A 22,155-nucleotide genomic window follows, 5' to 3' on the forward strand; every position below is an offset into this window, starting at 1 on the left:
CCTTGCGGCGCCAGAACCTAAATCTGGTGCGTCTACCAATTTCGCCACTTCCGCATCTTACTGTTTTTTATCACCATTTCAAGTGGTGATATGGTGGCTACGACGGGATTTGAACCTGTGACCCCATCATTATGAGTGATGTGCTCTAACCAACTGAGCTACGTAGCCAACGTGTCCGAAACAGCCAGCGCAGGCGCTGTCCAATACAGGGTCGCTGTCTCGGGAACGGGGCGCATTATGCGTATACCAGCTTTGAGCGTCAATAGTTTTTTTAATTATCCCCGTAAAATCTGCCTGTTCGATGGTTATTTGGACGAAATGGCCGAATGCCATGCTAGATGTGTGATTTCAAGGGTAAAAAAGCAGCAAGCGGGACAGTGAAAATAAAAAAGCCGGCAGAAGCCGGCCCTTTATCAGATGTTTTGCAGAGGTTTTGACTTCAGGTTATACATTGAAGCGGAAGTGGACGACGTCGCCATCTTTAACGATGTAATCTTTACCTTCCAGACGCCACTTACCGGCTTCTTTCGCGCCGTTTTCACCGTTAAACTCGATGAAGTGCTCATAACCGACCACTTCGGCACGGATAAAGCCTTTTTCAAAGTCGGTGTGGATCTTACCGGCAGCCTGAGGAGCGGTGGCACCAATCGGGATGGTCCAGGCGCGAACTTCTTTGACACCGGCCGTGAAATAAGTCTGCAGATTCAGCAGTTCGTAGCCCGAGCGGATAACACGGTTCAGGCCGGGCTCTTCAATGCCCAGATCGGCCAGGAACTCTTCACGATCCGCGTCATCCAGTTCAGCAATTTCAGACTCGATAGCCGCACAGACAGGCACCACAACAGCGTTTTCTTTACTGGCGTGCTCAATCACCATGTCCAGGAACGGATTGCCTTCAAAACCGTCTTCGCTGACGTTCGCGATATACATGGTCGGTTTCAGAGTCAGGAAGTTCAGGTAATCAATCGCGGCTTTTTCTTCTTTGGTCAGTTCGACTGCACGCGCCATACCGCCTTCAGTCAGTGTCGGCAGCATTTTTTCCAGCACTGTGATTTCGAATTTCGCTTCTTTATCACCGCCTTTGGCTCGTTTGGCCTGGCGCTGAATGGCTCGCTCACAGGTATCCAGATCCGCCAGAGCCAGTTCCAGATTGATGATTTCGATGTCTGCTAATGGGTTGATCTTGCCGGCAACGTGCACGATGTTGTCGTTTTCGAAGCAGCGAACAACGTGGCCAATCGCATCGGTTTCACGGATGTTGGCCAGGAATTTGTTACCCAGACCTTCACCTTTGGACGCACCGGCAACCAGACCGGCGATGTCCACGAATTCCATAGTGGTAGGCAGGATACGTTCCGGGTTGACGATGGCAGCCAGCTTATCCAGACGCAGATCCGGTACAGGCACCACACCCGTGTTTGGTTCAATAGTACAGAACGGGAAGTTAGCGGCTTCGATACCCGCTTTTGTCAACGCATTGAAAAGTGTGGATTTACCTACGTTCGGCAGGCCCACGATACCACATTTAAAACCCATGGCTTGAAACCCTTTAGTGATGTTTCCGGCATCCGGCATTATGCGGGATGATGAAAAAGTCTGTAATAGCTTATTCGGCTTTGAATGAATGTAGCCGGTTTTGTGCCTTGGTCAGGCCGTCTTTCAGCCAGATATCAAGGCAGCGAACGGATTCGTCTACCGCAGCGTCAATCTGAGATTGTTCGCTGGCGGGGGCTTTACCCAATACGAAGCCGGTCACTTTATTTTTGTCACCGGGATGACCAATACCTACCCGAAGACGGTAAAAGTTTTTGTTGTTACTCAGTTTGCTGATGATATCCCGTAACCCGTTATGGCCACCGTGGCCGCCGCCTTGTTTGAACTTGGCAACACCAGGGGGCAGATCCAGTTCATCATGGGCGACCAGAATTTCTTCCGGTGCTATCTGGAAAAAATTCGCCAGTGCCGAAACGGATTTACCGGACAGATTCATAAAGGTGGTGGGGATCAGCAAACGCAGATCGTCACCATTGAGCTGGATCCTGCCGGTTAAACCAAAATACTTGGGATCGTTTTTGAGGCTGATATTGTGGATCCGTGCCAATTCTTCCACGACCCAGGCTCCCGCATTGTGGCGTGTTTTGGCATATTCCGGACCCGGGTTTGCCAGGCCAACCAGTAAACGGATTTTTTGACTCACGCTGGTCTCTCTATGTCATCGGGATCAAATCGCGCGCTATGTTAACACTGCTGCAGAGATAAATAAAAACAAACACGCCCCGCACAGGGCGGGGCGTGTTGACTGTCATGGTATTTACTGAGCTATCAGTGCTCAAACATCGCAGAGATAGACTCTTCGTTGCTGATGCGGCGAATGGCTTCAGCCAGCATGCCAGACAGAGTAAGTACAGAGACTTTGCCTGTATCCAGCATTGCCTGAGACAGTGGGATAGAGTCAGTGACGATCACTTCATCAATCACAGAGTTTTTGATGTTCTCCGGCGCGTTGCCTGAGAATACCGGGTGGGTTGCGTAAGCGAATACACGTTTAGCCCCACGCTCTTTCAGTGCTTCAGCAGCTTTACACAGGGTACCGCCGGTGTCGATCATGTCATCAACAATGATGCAGTCACGGCCTTCAACATCGCCAATCAGGTGCATGACCTGAGACACATTGGCACGTGGGCGACGCTTGTCGATGATCGCAATGTCTGTGTCATCCATCAGCTTGGCCGTTGCACGGGCACGTACCACACCACCGATGTCTGGAGAAACGACGACTGGATCCTGCAGTTCTTTTGCCAGCATGTCTTCCAGCAGAACTGGCGAACCAAAGATGTTGTCTACCGGCACATCAAAGAAGCCCTGGATTTGCTCGGCATGCAGATCGACAGTCAGCACACGGTCAACACCGACATTGGACAGGAAATCAGCAACAACTTTCGCTGTAATAGGAACACGAGCAGAACGGACGCGACGGTCTTGGCGGGCATAGCCGAAGTAAGGGATAACGGCTGTGATACGGCCGGCAGAAGCACGACGCAGGGCGTCGATCATTACAACCAGTTCAATCAGGTTATCGTTGGTTGGGGCGCAAGTCGATTGAATGATAAAGACGTCGCTGCCGCGGACGTTTTCATTAATCTGAACACAGACTTCACCATCGGAGAAACGGTTCACTGTCGCGTCTCCAAGTGAAATGTAAAGACGGTCAGCGATGCGTTGGGCTAGCTCTGGTGTAGCGTTACCAGCAAACAGCTTCATATCAGGCACGGGGTAAACCTCAATTGCGTCCAAGTTGTATTTACTGACTTTCCGCAGCATGTCCGCTCAGGGCGGTCATCAAAGGTGAATGATTCACCCCTTTGGCGACAAAACCTTGGAGCCAGTCGGGTAATTTTTTCAGGGTTGCAGTAGCCGCTTGCTGAGAGCTAAATTCAGCAAAAACACAAGCGCCAGTGCCGGTCAATCTCGACGGCGCGTATTCTAACAGCCACGAAAGTGCCTTATCAACCTCAGGGTAAATTCTTCTGACGATTTTTTCGCAATCGTTTTCGTAATTGCCGGCTAATAACACAGATAAAGGCCTTACGGGCGTGTTTCGGGTTAAGTCAGTTGCCGTAAAAATCTCTGCGGTTGCAATGGCAACATCAGGCTTGGCGACCAGATACCATTTTTCTTCTGGTTGTGCGGGCTGGAGCTTTTCGCCGATCCCTTCGGCAAAAGCACTAAAACCACGGACAAACACAGGCACATCCGCTCCCAGCGTCAAACCGATCTCGGCCAGCTCGTCAGTGCTTAATCCGGTTTGCCACAAATAGTTCAGGGCGACCAGCGTTGTCGCTGCATTCGATGAACCGCCACCCAGGCCACCACCCATAGGTAAAATCTTTTGGATGTGAATATCTGCTCCAGCCTGCAGACCTGTTTTTTTGCGCAGGGCATCCGCGGCGCGATAAATCAGATTTTGCACTAATGGCACACCCTCGATAGCCGGAGTCAGGGTTATCTGCCCGTCGGCTCGCGCCGTGATGGACAAGGTATCGCCGTAATCTAAAAACTGAAACAGGGTTTGCAGTTCATGATAACCGTCCGGACGTTGCCCTGTGATGTAGAGAAACAGATTAAGTTTAGCGGGTGCTGGCCAGCTTGTAGTGTGTGTGATCATTTTTTGAATGCGCGTCAATTTATTGTTGGGTTTGCCAACGATTGATTATCAGGGTAATTCGCTGTTTGCCTTGCGACAGGACTAACCGGGAAGGCAGAGCGGGTGACGTTGTTTCATCATAGGCGTTATAGTCCAGCTGCCAGCGCTGATCACCCACTTGCTTGACTAAGTAAGCCACGCGGTTTTGTGCATTTAACTGGTAGCTATCCGCGCCTGTTGGCAGGCCGAGCAGCCAGTCTCGCATCTGGTTAACGGGCAGGGCAATATTGGTCAGCGATAAGACCAGCTGAGCCGCATCCCTGCCCTGGTGGCGTTGCCCTTCATTATCAATCAGTACGGCACGCCCGGGCTGGGCGTCCAGTTTCAGCAGCGTTGTGCCGAGAAAGTTAGTCAGCAGCAGATGATCAGTACCGGGATCGGTTTTCCAGTTCAGATTGGCACTGAAACGTTGCGCCGGGCTGATATAACCCAGTTTGCCTGTTGCCTGGTAGGCGGTGACCGCGGACAATGCCTGTCTGTGGCTGTTCCAGTCGGTGACTTTGCCGGTTGGCGGGGTCGTGGTACAACCGGTAATCAACAGAGCCAATACCGCCAGAAGTCGTGTTTTATGCGGCTTCTTTTTTCGCGCAAAGAGCGGCGGTAACTGAAACGAGAGCAAAGAAAGAGGCGCAAACGCCATTCGCATAGCATGTCCCTTATACGACAGGTAACTGAATAATGTGGAAGTAAAAGAATCATAGCATGACTTGCCTGATGAAATCTCTTTCCTGGCCGAACCGGGTAACCAGAGCAGGCTGAGAAGTGTTTCATGACATTTTTAGTATTTGTCTGTAAAGTCAGGATTTGTTTTAGCGTCAGAACAACAAAATGGTGCGCTGACAGACAGAATCGAGTCATATCCTTTTATTACGCAGGGTCATCAAGTAAAATGACCTGCTGGATCTTTATCATCGGGTAGTAGGTAACACCATCTCCATGACCTTGCTTGCATTAGGAATCAATCACAAAACAGCGTCTGTAGACCTGCGCGAGCGTGTTGCCTTTTCGCCGGAAAAACTGACCGAAGCCCTGCAGACTCTGGCTCAGCATCCGGAAGTCAACAGTGGTGTGATCGTTTCTACCTGCAACCGCACGGAGATCTACTGTGATGTCAGTCACAGCGGGCCCGGTGTGATGATCGACTGGTTCAGCCGCTTTCATAACCTGTCAGCGGAAGAGTTGATGTCCAGCCTGTATTTTCACGAAGAGCAGGCCGCGGTACGTCATTTGATGCGGGTGGCATGTGGTCTGGATTCGCTGGTACTGGGTGAGCCGCAGATTCTGGGGCAGGTCAAGCAGTCTTATTCCGATTCCCGCGACCATGACAACATGCATGGCATGCTGGAAAAGCTGTTCCAGAAAGCCTTTTCGGTGGCAAAGCGTGTCAGAACGGAAACGGATATCGGTGGCAATGCGGTGTCGGTTGCCTTCGCGGCCTGTACCCTGGCCAAACAGATTTTTGAGTCGATGAGCGAGGCAAGAGTGCTGCTTATCGGCGCCGGTGAGACCACAGAGCTGGTAGCCCGGCACATGGTGGAACACGGTTGCCGCAGCCTGATGATTGCCAATCGCACCCCGGAGCGTGCTCAGGTGCTGGCAGATGAATTTGGCGCAGCAGTGATTAGTTTGCCGGAGATTCCGGACCATATTCACAATGCAGATATCATTATCAGCGCAACGGCGAGCCCACTGCCGATTGTGGGCAAAGGCATGGTGGAGAAAGCACTGAAAAAGCGCCGTCATCAACCTATGTTGCTGGTCGATATTGCTGTACCCAGGGATATCGAAGCCGAAGTCGGCGAGCTGGATGATGCCTATTTATATTCAGTAGACGATTTGGAAAGTATTGTTGAGCGAAATCGTGAGCAGCGTAAAGTGGCGGCGATCCAGGCTGAAGCGATAGTCAGTGAAGAAAGCGCGGCTTTTATGCGCTGGTTACGCTCACTGGAGGCGGTAGACAGTATCCGCCAGTACCGTTGTTACGCCGATGACATTAAAAATGATTTACTGAGCCGCAGTCTGCAAGCGCTGGCGAACGGCAGTGCACCGGAAAAAGTGCTGGCAGAGCTCAGCAACCGTTTGACGAATAAGCTCATTCATGCGCCGACCAAGGCCATGCAGCAAGCCGCCCATGATGGCGAACCTGAAAAACTGGCCCTTATTCGTGAAACGCTTGGCTTAGGTGCATTGAAAGACCAGTCGGCTGACTGACTCAGCGTTTTTCACATGCATTAATTTTTATGATCGCGCCTTGCCGAACCGGTTTAAGGCGGATCCTTGTTAGGATCTGATGTTGTACACATGATGAAACCGTCCATTTTAGCGAAATTAGAATCCCTGGTTGAACGCCACGAGGAAGTGCAGCATTTGCTGGGCGATGCCACTATCATTGCCAATCAGGATAAATTCCGGGCCTTGTCTCGTGAATATTCGCAGCTAGAGGAAGTGAGTCAGTGTTTTCGTGCTTACCAGCAGGTGCTGACTGATCTGGAAACCGCGGAAGAAATGGCCGGGGAAGAGGATCCTGAATTGCGCGAAATGGCGCAGGAAGAAATCAAGCAGGCGAAAGAGGCAATTGAGCGTCTGGAAGACGAGTTGCAGGTTTTGCTGCTGCCCAAAGATCCCAATGATGAGCGCAACTGCTTCATCGAAATCCGCGCCGGTGCCGGTGGTGATGAAGCCGGTATCTTTGCCGGTGACTTGTTCCGCATGTACAGCAAATTTGCTGAAAGCCGCCGCTGGCGGGTGGAAGTGATGAGCTCGAATCAGGCTGAACACGGTGGCTATAAGGAAATGATCGCCAAGATCAGCGGGGAAGGGGCCTACGGTATTCTGAAATTCGAGTCAGGCGGACACAGGGTACAACGTGTGCCGGCGACGGAATCTCAGGGCCGTGTTCATACTTCTGCCTGTACTGTGGCCATTCTGCCGGAAATCCCGGAAGCGGAAATCCCGGAAATTAATGCCGGTGATTTGAAAATTGATACCTTCCGCGCCTCCGGTGCCGGTGGTCAGCACGTTAACACCACGGATTCTGCCATTCGTATTACCCACCTGCCAACCGGCATTGTGGTCGAGTGTCAGGATGAGCGTTCGCAGCACAAAAACAAAGCAAAAGCCATGTCTGTGCTGGCGGCCCGTATTATCAAGGCCGAGGAAGAGAAGCGCCATGCAGAGGAAGCCAGTACACGGCGTAACCTGCTGGGCTCTGGCGATCGCTCCGATCGCATTCGTACCTATAACTATCCGCAAGGCCGGGTATCTGACCATAGGATCAACCTGACCCTCTATCGTTTGAATGAAGTGATGGAAGGCGAACTGGAAAGCCTGATTGATCCTGTTGTGCAGGAACACCAGGCGGATTTGCTGGCTGCCATGGCTGATCAGCACTGATGAATCCCGCCATCGACGTTGCGCTTAAGCAAGCGGCAACCCAACTGATGAACGCCGGCTCTGACAGTCCGCAGCTTGATGCTGCGGTCTTGTTGTGTCATGTGCTGGATAAGCCTCGCAGCTACCTGCTGACCTGGCCTGAAAAAGTGCTGACTGACGAGCAGTCTGCTGCATTTTCAGCACTGCTGGCGCGTCGTGAATCGGGCGAACCGGTCGCCTATATCACAGGTGAACGCGAGTTCTGGTCACTGCCGCTGAAAGTGGCGCCCCATACCCTGATCCCGCGGCCGGACACCGAACGGCTGGTGGAAGCGGCGCTGGAGAAAATTCCCGCTGGAGCCTCGGTACTCGATTTAGGTACCGGAACCGGGGCGATTGCTCTGTCTCTGGCCTCTGAGCGCCCGGATTGTCAGTTCACTGGTATCGACTTGCGTCCGGAAGCGGCGGCACTGGCGGAAGAAAATCGGCGCGCGTTGCAATTGCAGAATGTGCGTATCTTATGCGGCAGTTGGTTTAATCCATTGCCGGACAATGCACGTTTTGATGTTATTGTCAGCAATCCCCCTTATATTGATGCCAACGATCCGCATCTCGCAAGAGGGGATGTGCGATTCGAACCCCGCACCGCACTGGTCGCAGAAGATGCAGGCCTGGCGGACATTCGCCATATTTGTGCACAAAGCCGGACATTTTTAACGCCTGGTGGCTGGTTACTGCTGGAGCATGGCTATCAGCAGGGCGAGGCCGTACGGGGCATTTTTTACCATTTAGGTTATCAACAAGTGATAACCGTTCAGGATTATGCAGGACAAGACAGGGTAAGCTTAGGCTGCTGGTCTGTCTGAGGCCGTCTGGCCATTCATGATTCGAAGGAAACGATAAAGAGAAAAACCAGATGTACATAGCATTAAAACATTTTCACCTGACCATTATCGCCATGAGCGTGCTGTTATTTGTGGTGCGATTTGGCCTGATGATGGCAGATTCAGCGCTGATGCAGAAAAAAGCCCTGAAAATAACCCCACATGTTGTTGATACCTTCTTGTTGCTTAGTGGCGTCGCTCTGGTGATGTACACCGGCTTTACTCCTTTCACGGCAGGCGCGGGCTGGCTGAATGAAAAGCTGACCTGTGTGCTGGCTTATATCGCGCTTGGCTTTTTCGCGCTGAAATACGGCAAGAACAAAGTGTTTAAAACCTTTGCTTTTCTCGGGGCGTTAGGTTGGCTGGCAATGGCCGGCAAACTGGCGGTCACGAAAATGCCGTTGCTGGGGTAAAGACATGTATTTCTCCGATGAAGACAGAGATTTCGAAGCGTCTGCGCTGGTTGAGGGTGCCATTGAGATCATGGTGGATCTGGAACCGGATTTTCCGGTTGCCTGGGTACGCCATCAATTACAAAAAATGGCAAAAGATGTCGAGGCGGCACTGATGTCAGAAACCAATCCCCACCTGCGGTTAGAGGGGCTGCTGCGCCTGTTTTACCGCGAGTGGGGTTTCTGTGGTGATCGTCATCAGTACTATGCGGCTGACAATGCCTATCTGGACAAGGTCATTGAGCGTCGTAAAGGCATTCCGGTCAGTCTGGGAGCCATTATGATTTATCTGGCTCAGCATCTGGAGTTACCTGTCACCGGTGTGGCTTTCCCCACTCAGTATATTCTGCGCGTCGACTGGCCAGACAGTGAGCCTCAGTTTATTAACCCGTTTGACGGTGAATTTGTCAGTCGCCAGACACTCAGTGCCTGGCTGCGAGGGCACAAAGGTCCGCTGGCACCCTGGCGCGAAAGCTATCTCACCACCACCAGTCATACGGATGTGCTGGCACGATGGCTGACGGTCTTAAAAAGTGCTTTGCTGCGAGAAGAGCAATACGCTGATGCATTACGCTGCAGCGATCTGGCCTTGTCGCTGCGCCCGGGCGATCCCCATGAAATTCGCGATCGCGGCTATATTTATCAGCAATTAGAGTGCAGTCATGCCGCCGCTATGGACTATGCCTACTTTATTGAGCAGTGTCCGGAAGATCCGGCTGCAGAGTTGCTGAAACTGCAAGTTAAAGTTTTGAATGCAAACCCGCAGGTCCTTCACTGAAAGCCTGCGGAACAGACCAAATAACAGAGAAGAAGAGTAGCATCATGGAACAGAAAGTGGTTCGTATTGGCGACATTGATGTCGCTAACGACAAAGCCTTTGTGCTGTTTGGTGGCATGAATGTGCTGGAGTCGCGTGATCTTGCGATGCAGATCTGTGAGCACTATGTCAAAGTAACGGAAAAACTGGGCATTCCTTATGTGTTTAAGGCTTCCTTTGATAAGGCGAACCGTTCTTCGGTCCATTCTTATCGCGGTCCCGGCATGGAAGAAGGCCTGAAAATCTTTCAGGAGCTGAAAGATACCTTTGGCGTGAAAATCATCACTGATGTGCATGAACAGTATCAGTGCCAGCCTGTTGCCGAGGTGGTGGATGTGATTCAGCTGCCGGCATTTCTTGCTCGTCAGACCGATCTGGTTGAAGCGATGGCCAAAACCGGTGCCGTTATCAACGTGAAGAAGCCTCAGTTCATGAGTCCGGGTCAGGTGGGGAATATCGTTGAGAAATTTGCGGAATGTAACAACGACCAGATTATTCTCTGCGAGCGTGGTGCGCTGCATGGTTACGATAATCTGGTTGTCGACATGCTGGGCTTTGATGTCATGAAGAAAGCGTCGAAGGGCAGTCCGATCATTTTTGACGTCACCCACGCACTGCAGTGCCGCGATCCGCTGGGTGCTGCCTCCGGTGGTCGCCGTGAGCAAACTGTTACGCTGGCGCGTGCCGGTATGGCGGCGGGAATCGCCGGTCTGTTCATGGAAGCGCATCCCAACCCGGATGCCGCGCGCTGTGATGGCCCTTCTGCCTTCCCGTTGGATAAGCTGGAGCCATTCCTTCACCAGATCAAACAGCTCGATGATCTGGTGAAGAGTTTCGAAGCCATCGACATTGCATAAGGCTGTTACTGGCAGAACCTGAGCAGGGTGACTGCCGGAGACGACCTGAGACAAACGATCAGAGAAAAACAAAAGGGGGTGTCATGACTGACACCCCCTTTTTCTGTCCGCTGAATGCTATTTATAGCTTAAAGCGGCTGATTTCCTGCTGCAGCTCGTGAGACAGCTCTGACAGCTGAGAAGCCTGCTGCGCCGCTTCGCTTGCTTCCTGAGCCAGCTCGTTAGAGACGTCACGGATCCCTTCAGTGTTACGTGTGATCTCAGAGGTCACAGAAGACTGCTCTTCTGCGGCAGAAGCTATCTGAGTCGCCATGTCGCTGATATTGGTAATGGCCGAGATGATTTGCGCCAGGCTGGCTGAAGCGGCATTGGCATCATCCACACTGGTTTCAGCCAAACGGCGACTGTCGCCCATAATGCCGACAGCACGTCCTGTCGTTTGTTGCAGGGTTTCAATCATTTGCTGAATTTCCTGCGTAGAAGCATGGGTGCGCTGGCTCAATACCCGCACTTCATCAGCCACGACGGCAAAGCCGCGACCTTGCTCACCCGCACGGGCGGCTTCAATGGCAGCGTTGAGTGCCAGCAGGTTGGTTTGTTCAGCAATATTCTGAATGGTCGACAGAATGGTGGTAATGCTCTGTGCATGGGTATTGAGCTCACCAATGACGTCTGTGGCTGTTTCCACTTCGCCGGCCAGATTGGTAATCGAATGCTGGCTTTGATCAACCTGCTCGGCACCGTGCTCTGCCGCCTGAACCGTTTCGGTTGAGGTGCGGGCTGTGTTATCGGCATTGCCGGCAATTTCCTGTGTGGCAGCGGCCATTTCATTGATGGCGGTTGCCACCATGTTGATTTCATCCTGCTGATGGCGGATACGTGTGCTGCGCTCTTCCGCTTGTGAGGCCGTTTGATGGGCCTGCAACGTCAGTGAGTGAGAGACATCGCGCAGACGGGTTACCATGCCATGCATGTTACCGACAAAACGGTTGAAGTTATGTGCCAGCTGGCCGACTTCGTCGTCGCTGCGTGGTTCAAGGCGCTGGGTCAGATCCCCTTCACCCGTTGCAATCTCGGCCAGTGCATCCGACACGCGGCTCAGGTCGCGGAACAGGAATCCGACCAGCCAGGCGACAGCAGCCAGAACGAGCAGAGTTATAAGGATGGAGGTGATGATCAGGCGGCTCAGCAGTTGGCTCTGGCTGGCTTCTTCGGTGGCCTTGTCCATCTCCAGCCCAAGAATCCACGGCGTGCCGGGAACTTGCGCAAAATACAACAGTTTATCTACACCCTGAATCGTCTGGTTCAATACCGTTTGATTGCTCACCGAACGCTGAATCTGGCTGATGCTCAACTCTTCAGTGTAACCATTGATAGGTTTCAGCAGCAAAGACTGGTTAGGGTGGGCCAGGAACGTATTATCCTGGGAGTTGATGAGCATGGCGTAGGCATTTTCACCGGCATCCAGGCTGATCACATCGGAAATCAGCTGATCAATTAATACATCGGAACCAATAACGGCCGTTAGCTGGCCATTTTTTTTGATAGGCTCAGCCAGAGTCACCAGTAAAGCGTTGGTAATGGCATCACGATAGGCCGTTGTAATGATCGGCTTGTTAGCCGATTTGGCGTCTATATACCAGGGGCGCTGGCGGGGATCATAACCTGCCCGGTTTCGCTCAGGGTAGGAGCGGAACATCTCTCCGGCAGAGGTGCCAAAATACATTTCATCAAAGCCACCGGCAATGCGAGCCTGCTGCAGGTATGGCACCGGGTCAGAGGTTTCCAGATAAGGCTTGATGGCACTGGTGATACTGCGACGGATCTCAATCCAGTCACTGATCCCTTTAGTCGCGGTTTTGCTCAAGCTGTCGGCACGGCTAAAAATGCTGTTTTGTGTTTGTTGATAGAGTTGATTTGCGGCCAGCCATGTCAGCGCGGTTGCCATAACCACGACGGCAGATAAGCTGGCTCCTATGAGTTTTTGCTTTAGGGTCAGTTTCATGATGAGTCTCAATGGATGGAACAGGAGCTGATATCAATGTTTTTACTTTCCGTTGCACAAAATTTGTGACAAATGAGGAAAAACAATACGGAGAATTCTATATAGCTATACGACGGTTGTATATGGAAATTTAACTTTTTAGCATGTCTGATTATTGACGCTTTTTTGGTTAAAAATTTGTCACTTTAGAGTGTCTGTAGCGAGTGCCAAGACAAAAAAGGTAATAAAAAGGAGAATGTTTTGCTGAGCTGGGGATGGCAGTTGTAATAGCTAATATGTCTTAAAAAACACGTCAAAGTAAAATATTATATTATCGCGTGCAGCTATGGTGATATAAATCACATTAATTTAAGCGCGGATTAACTCGTTGATTTTCATAGTCATACCTATGCTTTTATTTAAACGGCTATTAAGGAAGTTAATAACTTCATAATTATCAATAAGTGCATTACGTTGATTATATCTATTGTTGAATATAGCATCCGTCGTTTTGGTCATATAACAAGGATGTAACAATGAATATAAAGACAAATTATCAAGACGGGAAAAGCCCGCAACTCGTTATGTTCACCGGTGGAAGAGACAGCACTCTTGCCGCCAGTTATTTAATGCTAAACGGTATTCCGGTTCACTTGTTTACTGCCAATAGTGGTTGTGGGCTACACAGAAAACTCTTGCCTTTACGTGTAGAAGAATTAAAAAACAGATTTGGTGATCTGGTTGTAACACATGAAGTTGTTGATATTAGTGGCAGTTTCAGAAGCATTGCGATAGAGAATATTGAACGAGACTTTGCCAGGTACAAGAAAAACCTGATATTACTGGGTGAAAAAATTGCGATTCATGCCCACGTTATTGATTATTGCACAAGGAATGGTATCGCAGTGATCAACGACGGCATCGTTGAATACCAAAAAGAATTTCCAGAGCAACGGTTAGTGGCTAAAGACTATTTCGTTGATTATATGAAACGATTCGGCATTACGTATAACAGCCCTATTTATCATATGGCCCAGTCACAAGATGAAGTGAAGTACCGTTTACTTCAATTAGGACTGTCGACAAAATCACTGGAAGGGGTTTCGATTTTTGGTGACTCATCGACGGTGGCTTCTGATGAAACTATCCTGGAATACTTGGCAGATAAAGAATCTCTGTGTGATGACATTATTGATTTCTTATCAGGAAAACTCAAAAACTACCAAGCGCTAAGAAAGGCATCCTGAATACACAGGTACGCCTGTATCAGATGTGTTTACGATGTATTACCTGTGTAAGAGTGCTTTCATCCGGCACTCTTGTTGAACTGCGATAGCAGAAGTGATTCTGACAATGAAAACGATAAAAAAATATGCTGCGGTTATATGCCGGGCAGGACAAATATTGCTGGTAAGAAAAAAAGGGACAGCGATGTTTATCTCTCCGGGTGGAAAACCCGAAGCCGGTGAAACAAAAGAGGAGTGCCTTGAACGGGAGTTAAATGAAGAGCTTGATGTAAGTCTGGTGAGTGCTGAATATTTTGGTACTTTTACGCGAAAGAGTGCTTTTGAAGAGACTTTGGTGGAGATTGATGTTGATATTGTGAAAATATTTGGTCAACCTAAGCCATGTTCTGAAATTGAAGAAATAGCCTGGATTGATGGGGAGCACCTGGCTAATGGCATGGCTGTAGGCAGTATTTTTGCCATTGATGTGATTCCTTCCCTGATCAGAGGTGGAGTAGTCAGACAATCGGCAAAGAAAATCAATAAGGCACTGCCCAATATGCTGGTGTTTGATATTGATGGCACTATTGCCGACGGCGGAGTCGTCAGTGATCCAATGAAAACTGCACTCCATAAAATCAAACATGATCCGTTCGCCCGTCTGGCATTTGCGACATCCCGCGCACCCCGGGGAGCCAGAAAAGCATTGGGTGATCTGAGCCATGAAGTTCCTGTCATTTGCTGCAATGGCTCAATCATTTCAGATGAAACGCATCAGCAGACGCTGGTATCCGGTTTGTCACCACAAGACGTGAATACCATTGTTCAGTTTCTGGAAGAAAATGATGTGAGCTATTTTCTGGAGTACGGGGATAAGTTTGCGATGCATGGTGATGAGTCATTGTTCCCTGAAATGCTTGACTATGAAGATAAACTGACGCTGGATAAAGAGTGCTCGTGGTGGGATCAGGGCGTGATAAAAATATCTTGCCGTTCAGAGAATATTCAACGGAAACTCATGCCATTGTATAAAGATATCAGTGATGGGGTTGCCTTTAATTTTCATGGTGATGATACCGCAGAGCTGAATTGCTACTTCACAGATAAATACCAGGCACTGAGTGTAATCAGCGGTATCGAAAATTATAATCTTATCTGTTTTGGTAATGATGACAATGATTTTACGCTGTTATCAAATTCGTCTGACGGTTATGTAATAGGTGATGAGCTGGTCGGATTAGAAAGCAGCATGAATGTGTCACGTTTGAAACGCAGCGATGATCTAATCATTAATGTTATCAGTCAGCGCTTATCTGGGTATAAATAAAGTGACTGATAGAATAATATTGTCAGACTCCTCGTCTATACACCCGGATCTCGTCAAGGCGTTTGGAACGGGTCTGGCGGGTAAAGCGTACTATAAGTCGTATTACCGGCTGAAATTGAATGTGCAGCAAAAGCTGAACAACATATACTGCCCCGAACATGACTTATTCATGTTTACCAATACAACGGATTGTCTGGTCAACTTTTTATTTGCTTGTCAGTTAAATAAGCTTGGGGTCAAAATTGATACCGGGGATGAGCAGCACTATCCGCAATACCGTCATCTATTTCAGCTGTTCTCTGAAGTGAGTGTAAGTGGTGACTGCCCTGATATACAGCTGGTCACGCATCTGTCGCCAGTGACAGGCCATCTTCTGGATTTAAGTCCGCTGAGTGGTCATTCAATGCTGGCAGTAGATGGTGCGCAGTCATTTGCTACCGTGCACCATAGCGATCTTATTAAACACTCTGATGTCTTCTTCGCGCCGCTTCATAAGCATGCAGGACTGCATATTGGCATTGCTGTGTTGGGTATCAAACGTTCCCATCCGTTAAATCAGGTTCTTAGCAGCACGTTGGAAACAGTCAGCTCAGGGGCTCGTTCATTGCAGGATTTAATGGCGCTGGAAAAGCGGCTGTCTTCTGCTCAGCCGCAATGTTTCAACAGCGCTTTTATCCATATTTCACCCAGAATCCAGGCACTGCTGAATCAAAACGGTGTAACAGTGATATCTTCCGATAACAGCCATATGGTGGTGGTTGAGTGCCGGTCGGCAGTGTTAAGACAAAAGCTGGCTTCATTTTTTTCCTGCAAGCCGATAAAAAACACCGATCGCCTTCGTATTTCAGTCAACCACATGACGGATAACAGACACTACAATGTCGACTTTTCCGAGTCGTTTTATCAGTCACTGCGGTTACTATTTGATGAGGATAACCATGATAAGTAAAGGGCGTGATCTGGGGCAGGTCTGATGCAGCCTGTACCTTTACCATAGGGTGTTATTGGTTATCTCCGTTGAGACCATAACCGAATCCGTTTGTACATTTGGTTCATGACTGATTGCTGTCAGTGGCTTAATGGGTGTAAGGCATACGGCGAGAAAGGTAGCTTAACGGGCAAAACACCGGTGACAGGTATCAGGAGAAATATCCTGACTATTAATTGCATATAGATGTTTAGACGTCTGGATGTTGACACGTTTGGATGTAAGTTTTAGGCTATGCGACCAATTCGAAACAATGCCCTGTAGAGATAATGTCGCACGCCACTCCACACACACTTTCAGACTCGCCGTCTCCTTCTGCTCTGGCACTGCTGCCTTTGGCCGTTTTTCTGTCTCTCTTTATCGGTGTGGGCAGCTATCTGACCTGGCAGGGTGTCGATTTTGCCTTTTATCAATTACCGGCCCCTGTTGCGGCTTTGCCTGCAATACTGGTGGCTATCGTGCTGAGCAAAGAGGCGCTCAATAAAACCATCGAAGATTTCATGCGTGGGGTGGGCCACAGCGATATCATAGCCATGTGTATGATTTATCTGCTGGCCGGAGCCTTTGCGGCAGTGGCGAAAGCAACGGGTGGGGTTGATGCCACCGTTAATCTTGGTCTGTCTTTATTACCACCCAGCCTGATTTTGCCTGGAATTTTTGTCATTGCGGCCTTTATTGCCACGGCAATGGGAACCTCAATGGGCACGATTGCTGCGGTGGCGCCTGTGGCGCTGGGCATTGCCGATACCGCCGATCTGGATATCGCTCTGACCGCCGGTGTGGTGTTGAGTGGTGCCATGTTTGGCGATAATTTGTCGATTATCTCTGATACCACTATCGCCGCAACCCGCTCTCAGGGTTGTGCGATGCGCGATAAATTCCGCGAGAACATCGCCATTGCGCTGCCGGCGGCGCTGGCGGCGATCTTGCTGTTCCTTTTCCACTCCACACCATCTGAAGCACCGACTGTCACCAGCATCGAATGGCTCAAGGTCTTGCCCTATATCACGATTCTGGTACTTGCTGTGTCCGGCGTTAATGTTTTTGTTGTGCTGAGTCTGGGCATTATTCTGGCTGGCGGCGTGGGATTATTGTCAGTGTCTGATTACAGTCTGGCTAGCTGGAGCCAAGATATCTATACCGGATTTGGCAACATGCAGGAAATCTTCCTGTTATCCCTGCTGATTGGCGGCATGAGCGAACTGATGCGTCGTCAGGGAGGCCTGGCATTTCTGACGCTGTTAGTCAGTAAACTGATCGGTGGTTTCAGTAACAAATCAGGCGGCGAGCAATCGCAAAAAGCGAGCGAAATGGGCATTGCGGGGCTGGTCAGCCTGACCAATGTCTGCACGGCTAACAACACTGTGGCCATTATCGTCGCAGGCGGTGTTGCCCGTGAACTGGCTGCGCAAAATGCAGTGACGCCACGTCGCTCTGCCAGCTTGCTGGATATATTCTCATGCGTTATTCAGGGCGTGCTGCCTTATGGTGCGCAGGCACTGTTGCTGGGCTCGGTCTTTGGACTGTCGCCATTAGCGGTTGTCAGCCATTCTTATTATTGTTTCTTTCTGGCTGCCAGTGCGCTGATTGCGATTTGGCTCAAGCATCAGCAGCGCCTGACCGTAACAGCTTAAACGCTGCCGTAGTACCAAGAAAAAAACACCCCCGGCTCGGGGTGTTTTTTTATAACCCTTTCAAAAATAAAAATGATATCGATTGCATAGTGATCCAATTAACACTATGGTGAAATCGCCTGCCACCTGGCATTTGATTACTTTACACTGAGCACTGTTTTTGGCCACAACCACCGCCAAGGAAAGGAGGTGAGCCATGAGAGTTGACTGTGTAAGGTGATGAAATGAAAAATAAAATGTTTACCCGCACTGCTTTGTCAGCGGGATTGCTAATGGTATTGGCGGGCTGTGCGAGCCAAGAGCAAGCCGACACCTGGCAATCAGACCAGACCTATAAGCTGACTATTCTTCATACCAATGATCATCATGGCCGTTTCTGGCACAACCGGGACGGTGAATACGGTATGGCTGCCCGCAAGACCTTACTGGATGACCTGAGAGAAGCAGTGACAGAAGAAGGCGGCACCAGCCTGCTGCTGTCTGGCGGCGATATCAACACAGGCGTGCCTGAGTCGGATCTGCAGGATGCGGAGCCCGATTTTAAAGGCATGAACCTGCTTGGCTACGATGCGATGGCTGTGGGTAACCATGAATTCGATAACCCGCTCGATGTGCTGCGCAAGCAGGAAGGATGGGCTAACTTCCCTATGCTGTCAGCCAATATTTATGACAAGGCGACGGGCAAGCGTTTGTTCCAGCCGTACCAGATTTTCGAGCAGCAGGGGATCAAAATTGCCGTTATCGGTCTGACGACAGAAGATACCGCGAAAATTGGTAACCCGGAATACATTGGCGGCATTGAATTTCGCGATCCGAAAGCCGAAGCCAAGGCTGTCATCGCTGAACTGAAAGCAACGGAAAAGCCGGATCTTATCATTGCTGCTACGCACATGGGCCACTATGTCAATGGTAAACATGGTGTCAATGCGCCGGGTGATGTTGCTCTGGCGCGATATCTTGAGCCGGGCGATCTGGACTTGATCGTCGGCGGTCACTCTCAGGAGCCCGTTTGTATGGAAGGGCCGAATGTAGCGAATCTATCTTTCAAACCGAGTGACGATTGCAAACCGGATCAGCAGAATGGCACCTGGATTGTACAGGCCCACGAGTGGGGCAAGTACGTGGGCCGGGCGGACTTTGAATTCCGAAATGGTGAGCTGAATATGGTCAGCTATGATCTGATCCCGGTTAACCTGAAGAAGAAGATCAAGCTGGCTGACGGCCAGTCAGAGAAAGTGTTTATTGAGCAGGAGATCCCTCAGGATCCCACGGTGAAAGCCTTCTTAACGCCATATCAGGAGAGCGGACAAGCAAAACTCAATATCAAGATTGCCCAGTCAAACGGCAAACTGGAAGGCGACCGGAGCGTGGTGCGTTTTCAGCAAACCAACCTGGGACGTTTAATTGCCGCCTCTCACATGCAGCGTGCCAAAGCTGATTTTGCGGTCATGAACTCAGGCGGCGTCCGTGACTCTATTCCAGCCGGTGATATTACTTATAAAGATGTGCTGAAAGTACAGCCATTCGGCAATATGGTGACTTATACCGATATGACGGGGGCCGAAGTGCTGGACTACCTGGGTTCTGTTGCGACTAAACCTGTCGATTCAGGGGCATATGCGCAGTTCTATGGTGTGACTATGGATATCCGGGACGGTAAAGTCAGCAATGTTAAGATTGGTGGCAAAGCGCTGGTGCCAGGCAAAACCTACCGGTTTACTGTGCCGAGCTTTAATGCTGCCGGTGGCGATGGTTACCCTAAGCTGGTGGATCATGCCGGTTACGTGAACACCGGATTTGTTGATGCAGAAGTGCTGAAAGATTATCTGGAAGCCAGCAGCCCGATTGATGTCCATGCGTTCGATCCTAACGGCGAGATTGTGTACCGTTAACCGTTACTGAGGTTCGGTACTGAAGACTAAAGCTCACTTGCTCTGGCCGGTGAGCTTTTTTTGTTGCTGTCTGTGCCGATACTGGCTTGGCGGAAAGATACCGGTTAGCTATAGTGGGTAACGATAATTATGCCGGAGGACAGGATGACACCCGCTATAAATCTCGCGAAAAAGCATAAAATTGCCCATAAAGTCCATCAGTATCGGCATGATCCGAACAATACCAATTTCGGCCTGGAAGCGGCAGAGGTGCTGGGGCAGGATCCGGCTAGGGTGTTTAAAACCCTGCTGTTCTCCTGTAATGGCGATCCCAGGCAACTGGCGGTGGCTATAGTCCCGGTGGCGGGTATGCTGGATCTGAAATCGGCGGCAAAAGCCGCTGGGGCCAAAAAAGCCGAAATGGCCGATCCGGCCATCGCTGAAAAAACAACTGGCTATATTGTGGGCGGCATCAGCCCCCTGGGACAGAAAAAGCGCTTGCCCACTTTTCTTGATGACTCGGCCAGGGACTATGACACTATCTGTGTCAGTGCGGGCCGGCGCGGATTGGAAATAGAATTGGCGCCCAAGGATCTGTTGCAACTGACCTGTGGTCAGCTGGCGGCGTTAGCCCGTTAATTATTCCAGCCACTTATTCCAACCACTTATTTAATTTACGACAGGCTGACTATTGGCCGCAGGAGACAAGGATGACGTTCAGTATCTGGCTTTCATTACTGATGATTTGTATGTTAGGGGCAATGTCGCCCGGGCCGAGTTTAGCGGTGGTGGCAAAGCACAGTCTGGCGGGCGGGCGCTTACATGGCATTGTGACCTCCTGGGCCCATGCGTTTGGCGTTGGCGTGTATGCATTACTGACGCTGCTTGGACTGGCTGTTGTCCTCAAACAGTCGCCGACACTCTTCCAGATCATTACCTATTCAGGCGCCGCTTATCTGGCGTACCTGGGGATCAATGCCCTGCGTTCGAAAGGGGGAGTGGCGGCAAAACTGGCGGCAGGCGAACCTGCAAGTATGGCCGCTGCAGCCCGGGACGGGCTGATGATCTCTGTGCTCAATCCCAAACTCGCGCTGTTTTTTCTCGCCCTGTTCAGTCAGTTTGTGGCCGTCGGGAGTGGGATCAGCGACAGAGTGATTATTGTTGCCACCCCCTTATTGGTAGATGGCCTCTGGTACACGCTGATCGCGTTGGTGTTGTCCCGGCCAGCGGTGCTGGAAACGCTGAAAACGCGCGCCCAGCTGATCGATCGTTTGTCCGGCGTGGTGCTGATTATGCTGGCCCTCAGGGTGGTGTGGCAGGGTTAAGCACACTGCCACCAGTTGACGGCTTCAGCTCTGGCGTTTCTGATGCCGCTCCCGGTTTTCCAGTTTACGTTCAGGGCTTTTTTTGAGCATGACATACAGGGCACCGTTGCCGCCATGCTGTCGTAACGCTGAGTGATAGCCCATCACATCACTGATTTGAGTCAGCCAGGTCGCGACATAGCTCTTCATCAATGCCGGAGGCGTGGAACGTTCACCTTTACCGTGCACAATAAGCACGGTACGAATGTCCATGCGCTGACACTGCCTGAGAAAGTGCAATACTTCATCTCTGGCTTCCCTGAGCGTTTTACGGTGCAGGTCAAGCCTGGCCTGAATATCGTACTTGCCCAGTCTTAACTTGCGGATGACACCGTCCTGAACTCCGTCACGCTTGTAATCCAGCATGTCATCCGGCTTGACCATAGTGGCATAATCGAGTGATAAATATTCAGGATCACTGTCAGCCAGGCTCTGCGCTGCGGCTTGTCGGGCGAGCTGGGCATCAGTGATCTGGTGCTTCTTTTCCGGGGTTACTTTATCCTGCTCCAGCGGGGCCACATCGGCCATCATTTCTCGGAACAGGTCCAGTTCATCTTGATCGGACATGGTGTGTTTTTCTACTGCGGACGGTAGGGAAGATTATACGTGGCTTGGCAAGAAAAAAAAGAATCCCGGGCCTGTCAGAGTCCTCAGGATTCAAAGAAGATTGGAGATAACGGAACGGCTAATCTTGTGGCTTGGCATTCATCGCTTTATAGACAAAATAACCACCATAGAAGAGCATTAGCCCCAATGCACCGAAAATCACTATCATTGATGATAGGCCAACCGGATTACCAAAGAGTAAATCTAGCCAAAAATCCATGTGATGCCCTCTGCCTGGGAAACTGAATTCAAGCTTAATGGACCTTGGCGAACGGGCTGATGATCTGGATCAATCCATACTCAAATCATCACTGTTGGTGTGTTCTTTTTCGGGTCTCAGTAAAATTATGTGTTAACTGGTGCATTCCTAAGCAAGTAACAGCGAGGAAAGGAAATTTTCTGTTCCCCCTCTTGCGTTCAGTAAATTAGCCAGTATTATAGGCCACCTCGAAGCGCATCAGCGTTTCGTTTTTTGTCGGTGAATAGCGCAGTTTGGTAGCGCATCTCCGGCTTTTGAGAATAGCGGACCAGAGGGACCCTCTGGAGCAAAACTCAAAGCAACAGCAAAA

The 22,155-nt window shown here is 50.3% G+C and carries 21 protein-coding genes and 1 tRNA gene; 13 read left to right on the forward strand and 9 right to left on the reverse strand.

Annotated features, from left to right (window positions below; translation table 11 throughout):
- Positions 1-91 precede the first annotated feature (91 nt).
- The 6 genes from H511_RS0119395 to lolB all read right to left on the reverse strand — a co-directional run bounded on the left by H511_RS0119395 (position 92) and on the right by lolB (position 4,850).
- A tRNA-Met gene (locus H511_RS0119395) sits at positions 92-168 on the reverse strand.
- Positions 169-444: 276 nt separating this feature from the next.
- Complete coding sequence (gene ychF, locus H511_RS0119400; protein WP_027253814.1) at positions 445-1,536, reverse strand: redox-regulated ATPase YchF; 1,092 nt, start codon at positions 1,534-1,536, stop codon at positions 445-447.
- 70 nt (positions 1,537-1,606) lie between these two features.
- Positions 1,607-2,197: an aminoacyl-tRNA hydrolase gene (gene pth / locus H511_RS0119405; protein WP_027253815.1), complete on the reverse strand. Its 591-nt coding sequence runs from the start codon at positions 2,195-2,197 to the stop codon at positions 1,607-1,609.
- 125 nt (positions 2,198-2,322) lie between these two features.
- Entirely contained in the window at positions 2,323-3,270 is a 948-nt protein-coding gene (locus H511_RS0119410; protein WP_027253816.1) for a ribose-phosphate pyrophosphokinase, read from the reverse strand.
- Positions 3,271-3,301: 31 nt separating this feature from the next.
- Complete coding sequence (gene ispE, locus H511_RS0119415; RefSeq protein WP_036760065.1) at positions 3,302-4,165, reverse strand: 4-(cytidine 5'-diphospho)-2-C-methyl-D-erythritol kinase; 864 nt, start codon at positions 4,163-4,165, stop codon at positions 3,302-3,304.
- 19 nt (positions 4,166-4,184) lie between these two features.
- A complete protein-coding gene (gene lolB / locus H511_RS23830; protein ID WP_248616624.1) occupies positions 4,185-4,850 on the reverse strand; it encodes a lipoprotein insertase outer membrane protein LolB in 666 nt (221 codons plus the stop codon).
- A 290-nt stretch (positions 4,851-5,140) separates the two neighbouring features.
- On the opposite strand from lolB, the gene hemA reads away from it, so the two are divergent.
- The 6 genes from hemA (at position 5,141) to kdsA (ending at position 10,586) form a co-directional block, all read left to right on the forward strand.
- On the forward strand, positions 5,141-6,415 hold the full coding sequence (gene hemA, locus H511_RS0119425; RefSeq protein WP_027253818.1) for a glutamyl-tRNA reductase: 1,275 nt from the start codon (positions 5,141-5,143) through the stop codon (positions 6,413-6,415).
- Between the two features lie 93 nt (positions 6,416-6,508).
- Positions 6,509-7,597 carry a peptide chain release factor 1 gene (gene prfA / locus H511_RS0119430; RefSeq protein WP_027253819.1) on the forward strand — a complete coding sequence of 363 codons (1,089 nt, stop codon included), beginning with the start codon at positions 6,509-6,511 and terminating at the stop codon, positions 7,595-7,597.
- Positions 7,597-8,442, forward strand: a complete 846-nt coding sequence (gene prmC / locus H511_RS0119435) for a peptide chain release factor N(5)-glutamine methyltransferase (protein ID WP_027253820.1) — start codon at positions 7,597-7,599, stop codon at positions 8,440-8,442. The genes prfA and prmC overlap by 1 nt, the downstream gene beginning before the upstream one ends.
- A gap of 50 nt (positions 8,443-8,492) precedes the next feature.
- Positions 8,493-8,873: a SirB2 family protein gene (locus H511_RS0119440; RefSeq protein ID WP_027253821.1), complete on the forward strand. Its 381-nt coding sequence runs from the start codon at positions 8,493-8,495 to the stop codon at positions 8,871-8,873.
- Positions 8,874-8,877: 4 nt separating this feature from the next.
- Positions 8,878-9,690, forward strand: a complete 813-nt coding sequence (locus H511_RS0119445) for a SirB1 family protein (protein WP_027253822.1) — start codon at positions 8,878-8,880, stop codon at positions 9,688-9,690.
- Positions 9,691-9,734: 44 nt separating this feature from the next.
- A complete protein-coding gene (gene kdsA, locus H511_RS0119450) occupies positions 9,735-10,586 on the forward strand; it encodes a 3-deoxy-8-phosphooctulonate synthase (RefSeq protein ID WP_027253823.1) in 852 nt (283 codons plus the stop codon).
- Between the two features lie 121 nt (positions 10,587-10,707).
- Here the strand turns inward: kdsA and H511_RS0119455 are convergent, their stop codons facing one another.
- Positions 10,708-12,591 (reverse strand): methyl-accepting chemotaxis protein, encoded by a 1,884-nt coding sequence (locus H511_RS0119455; RefSeq protein WP_027253824.1) that lies wholly within the window; start codon positions 12,589-12,591, stop codon positions 10,708-10,710.
- A 515-nt stretch (positions 12,592-13,106) separates the two neighbouring features.
- Between H511_RS0119455 and H511_RS23835 the strand changes: the two genes are divergently transcribed.
- The 7 genes from H511_RS23835 (at position 13,107) to H511_RS0119490 (ending at position 20,941) form a co-directional block, all read left to right on the forward strand.
- Entirely contained in the window at positions 13,107-13,817 is a 711-nt protein-coding gene (locus H511_RS23835) for a hypothetical protein (RefSeq protein WP_202601969.1), read from the forward strand.
- Between the two features lie 106 nt (positions 13,818-13,923).
- On the forward strand, positions 13,924-15,123 hold the full coding sequence (locus H511_RS24710; RefSeq protein WP_155804954.1) for an HAD hydrolase family protein: 1,200 nt from the start codon (positions 13,924-13,926) through the stop codon (positions 15,121-15,123).
- The gene (locus tag H511_RS0119470) at positions 15,089-16,072 is read left to right on the forward strand and encodes a DUF6024 family protein (RefSeq protein ID WP_248616625.1); all 984 of its coding nucleotides are present in this window, start codon (positions 15,089-15,091) and stop codon (positions 16,070-16,072) included. Before H511_RS24710 ends, H511_RS0119470 begins: the two co-directional genes overlap by 35 nt.
- A 308-nt stretch (positions 16,073-16,380) precedes the next feature.
- Positions 16,381-17,745, forward strand: a complete 1,365-nt coding sequence (locus tag H511_RS0119475; RefSeq protein WP_027253826.1) for a Na+/H+ antiporter NhaC family protein — start codon at positions 16,381-16,383, stop codon at positions 17,743-17,745.
- Between the two features lie 224 nt (positions 17,746-17,969).
- A complete protein-coding gene (gene ushA, locus H511_RS0119480) occupies positions 17,970-19,637 on the forward strand; it encodes a bifunctional UDP-sugar hydrolase/5'-nucleotidase UshA (RefSeq protein ID WP_027253827.1) in 1,668 nt (555 codons plus the stop codon).
- A 144-nt stretch (positions 19,638-19,781) separates the two neighbouring features.
- Positions 19,782-20,255 carry a Cys-tRNA(Pro) deacylase gene (gene ybaK / locus H511_RS0119485; protein WP_027253828.1) on the forward strand — a complete coding sequence of 158 codons (474 nt, stop codon included), beginning with the start codon at positions 19,782-19,784 and terminating at the stop codon, positions 20,253-20,255.
- Between the two features lie 71 nt (positions 20,256-20,326).
- A complete protein-coding gene (locus tag H511_RS0119490; RefSeq protein WP_027253829.1) occupies positions 20,327-20,941 on the forward strand; it encodes a LysE family translocator in 615 nt (204 codons plus the stop codon).
- Between the two features lie 24 nt (positions 20,942-20,965).
- Here H511_RS0119490 and smrA read toward each other — a convergent pair whose 3' ends face one another.
- Positions 20,966-21,547, reverse strand: a complete 582-nt coding sequence (smrA, locus tag H511_RS0119495) for a DNA endonuclease SmrA (RefSeq protein ID WP_027253830.1) — start codon at positions 21,545-21,547, stop codon at positions 20,966-20,968.
- A gap of 118 nt (positions 21,548-21,665) precedes the next feature.
- Positions 21,666-21,806 (reverse strand): DUF3149 domain-containing protein, encoded by a 141-nt coding sequence (locus tag H511_RS24525; protein WP_027253831.1) that lies wholly within the window; start codon positions 21,804-21,806, stop codon positions 21,666-21,668.
- Positions 21,807-22,155 lie beyond the last annotated feature (349 nt).

Origin of the sequence: Photobacterium halotolerans DSM 18316, assembly GCF_000425165.1 — a bacterium.
In the GTDB taxonomy this organism is placed as follows: Bacteria; Pseudomonadota; Gammaproteobacteria; order Enterobacterales; family Vibrionaceae; genus Photobacterium; species Photobacterium halotolerans.

Excerpts from the sequence above, each read along its gene's own strand:
- smrA (WP_027253830.1), bottom strand. The coding sequence starts at position 21,547 with ATGTCCGATCAAGATGAACTGGACCTGTTCCGAGAAATGATGGCCGAT.
- H511_RS24525 (WP_027253831.1), bottom strand. The coding sequence starts at position 21,806 with ATGGATTTTTGGCTAGATTTACTCTTTGGTAATCCGGTTGGCCTATCA.
- H511_RS0119475 (WP_027253826.1), top strand. The coding sequence starts at position 16,381 with ATGTCGCACGCCACTCCACACACACTTTCAGACTCGCCGTCTCCTTCT.
- ybaK (WP_027253828.1), top strand. The coding sequence starts at position 19,782 with ATGACACCCGCTATAAATCTCGCGAAAAAGCATAAAATTGCCCATAAA.
- ushA (WP_027253827.1), top strand. The coding sequence starts at position 17,970 with ATGAAAAATAAAATGTTTACCCGCACTGCTTTGTCAGCGGGATTGCTA.
- H511_RS0119490 (WP_027253829.1), top strand. The coding sequence starts at position 20,327 with ATGACGTTCAGTATCTGGCTTTCATTACTGATGATTTGTATGTTAGGG.
- H511_RS0119455 (WP_027253824.1), bottom strand. The coding sequence starts at position 12,591 with ATGAAACTGACCCTAAAGCAAAAACTCATAGGAGCCAGCTTATCTGCC.
- lolB (WP_248616624.1), bottom strand. The coding sequence starts at position 4,850 with ATGCGAATGGCGTTTGCGCCTCTTTCTTTGCTCTCGTTTCAGTTACCG.
- ispE (WP_036760065.1), bottom strand. The coding sequence starts at position 4,165 with ATGATCACACACACTACAAGCTGGCCAGCACCCGCTAAACTTAATCTG.
- ychF (WP_027253814.1), bottom strand. The coding sequence starts at position 1,536 with ATGGGTTTTAAATGTGGTATCGTGGGCCTGCCGAACGTAGGTAAATCC.
- H511_RS24710 (WP_155804954.1), top strand. The coding sequence starts at position 13,924 with ATGAAAACGATAAAAAAATATGCTGCGGTTATATGCCGGGCAGGACAA.
- H511_RS0119440 (WP_027253821.1), top strand. The coding sequence starts at position 8,493 with ATGTACATAGCATTAAAACATTTTCACCTGACCATTATCGCCATGAGC.
- hemA (WP_027253818.1), top strand. The coding sequence starts at position 5,141 with ATGACCTTGCTTGCATTAGGAATCAATCACAAAACAGCGTCTGTAGAC.
- kdsA (WP_027253823.1), top strand. The coding sequence starts at position 9,735 with ATGGAACAGAAAGTGGTTCGTATTGGCGACATTGATGTCGCTAACGAC.
- H511_RS23835 (WP_202601969.1), top strand. The coding sequence starts at position 13,107 with ATGAATATAAAGACAAATTATCAAGACGGGAAAAGCCCGCAACTCGTT.
- prfA (WP_027253819.1), top strand. The coding sequence starts at position 6,509 with ATGAAACCGTCCATTTTAGCGAAATTAGAATCCCTGGTTGAACGCCAC.
- H511_RS0119470 (WP_248616625.1), top strand. The coding sequence starts at position 15,089 with ATGTTATCAGTCAGCGCTTATCTGGGTATAAATAAAGTGACTGATAGA.
- H511_RS0119445 (WP_027253822.1), top strand. The coding sequence starts at position 8,878 with ATGTATTTCTCCGATGAAGACAGAGATTTCGAAGCGTCTGCGCTGGTT.
- prmC (WP_027253820.1), top strand. The coding sequence starts at position 7,597 with ATGAATCCCGCCATCGACGTTGCGCTTAAGCAAGCGGCAACCCAACTG.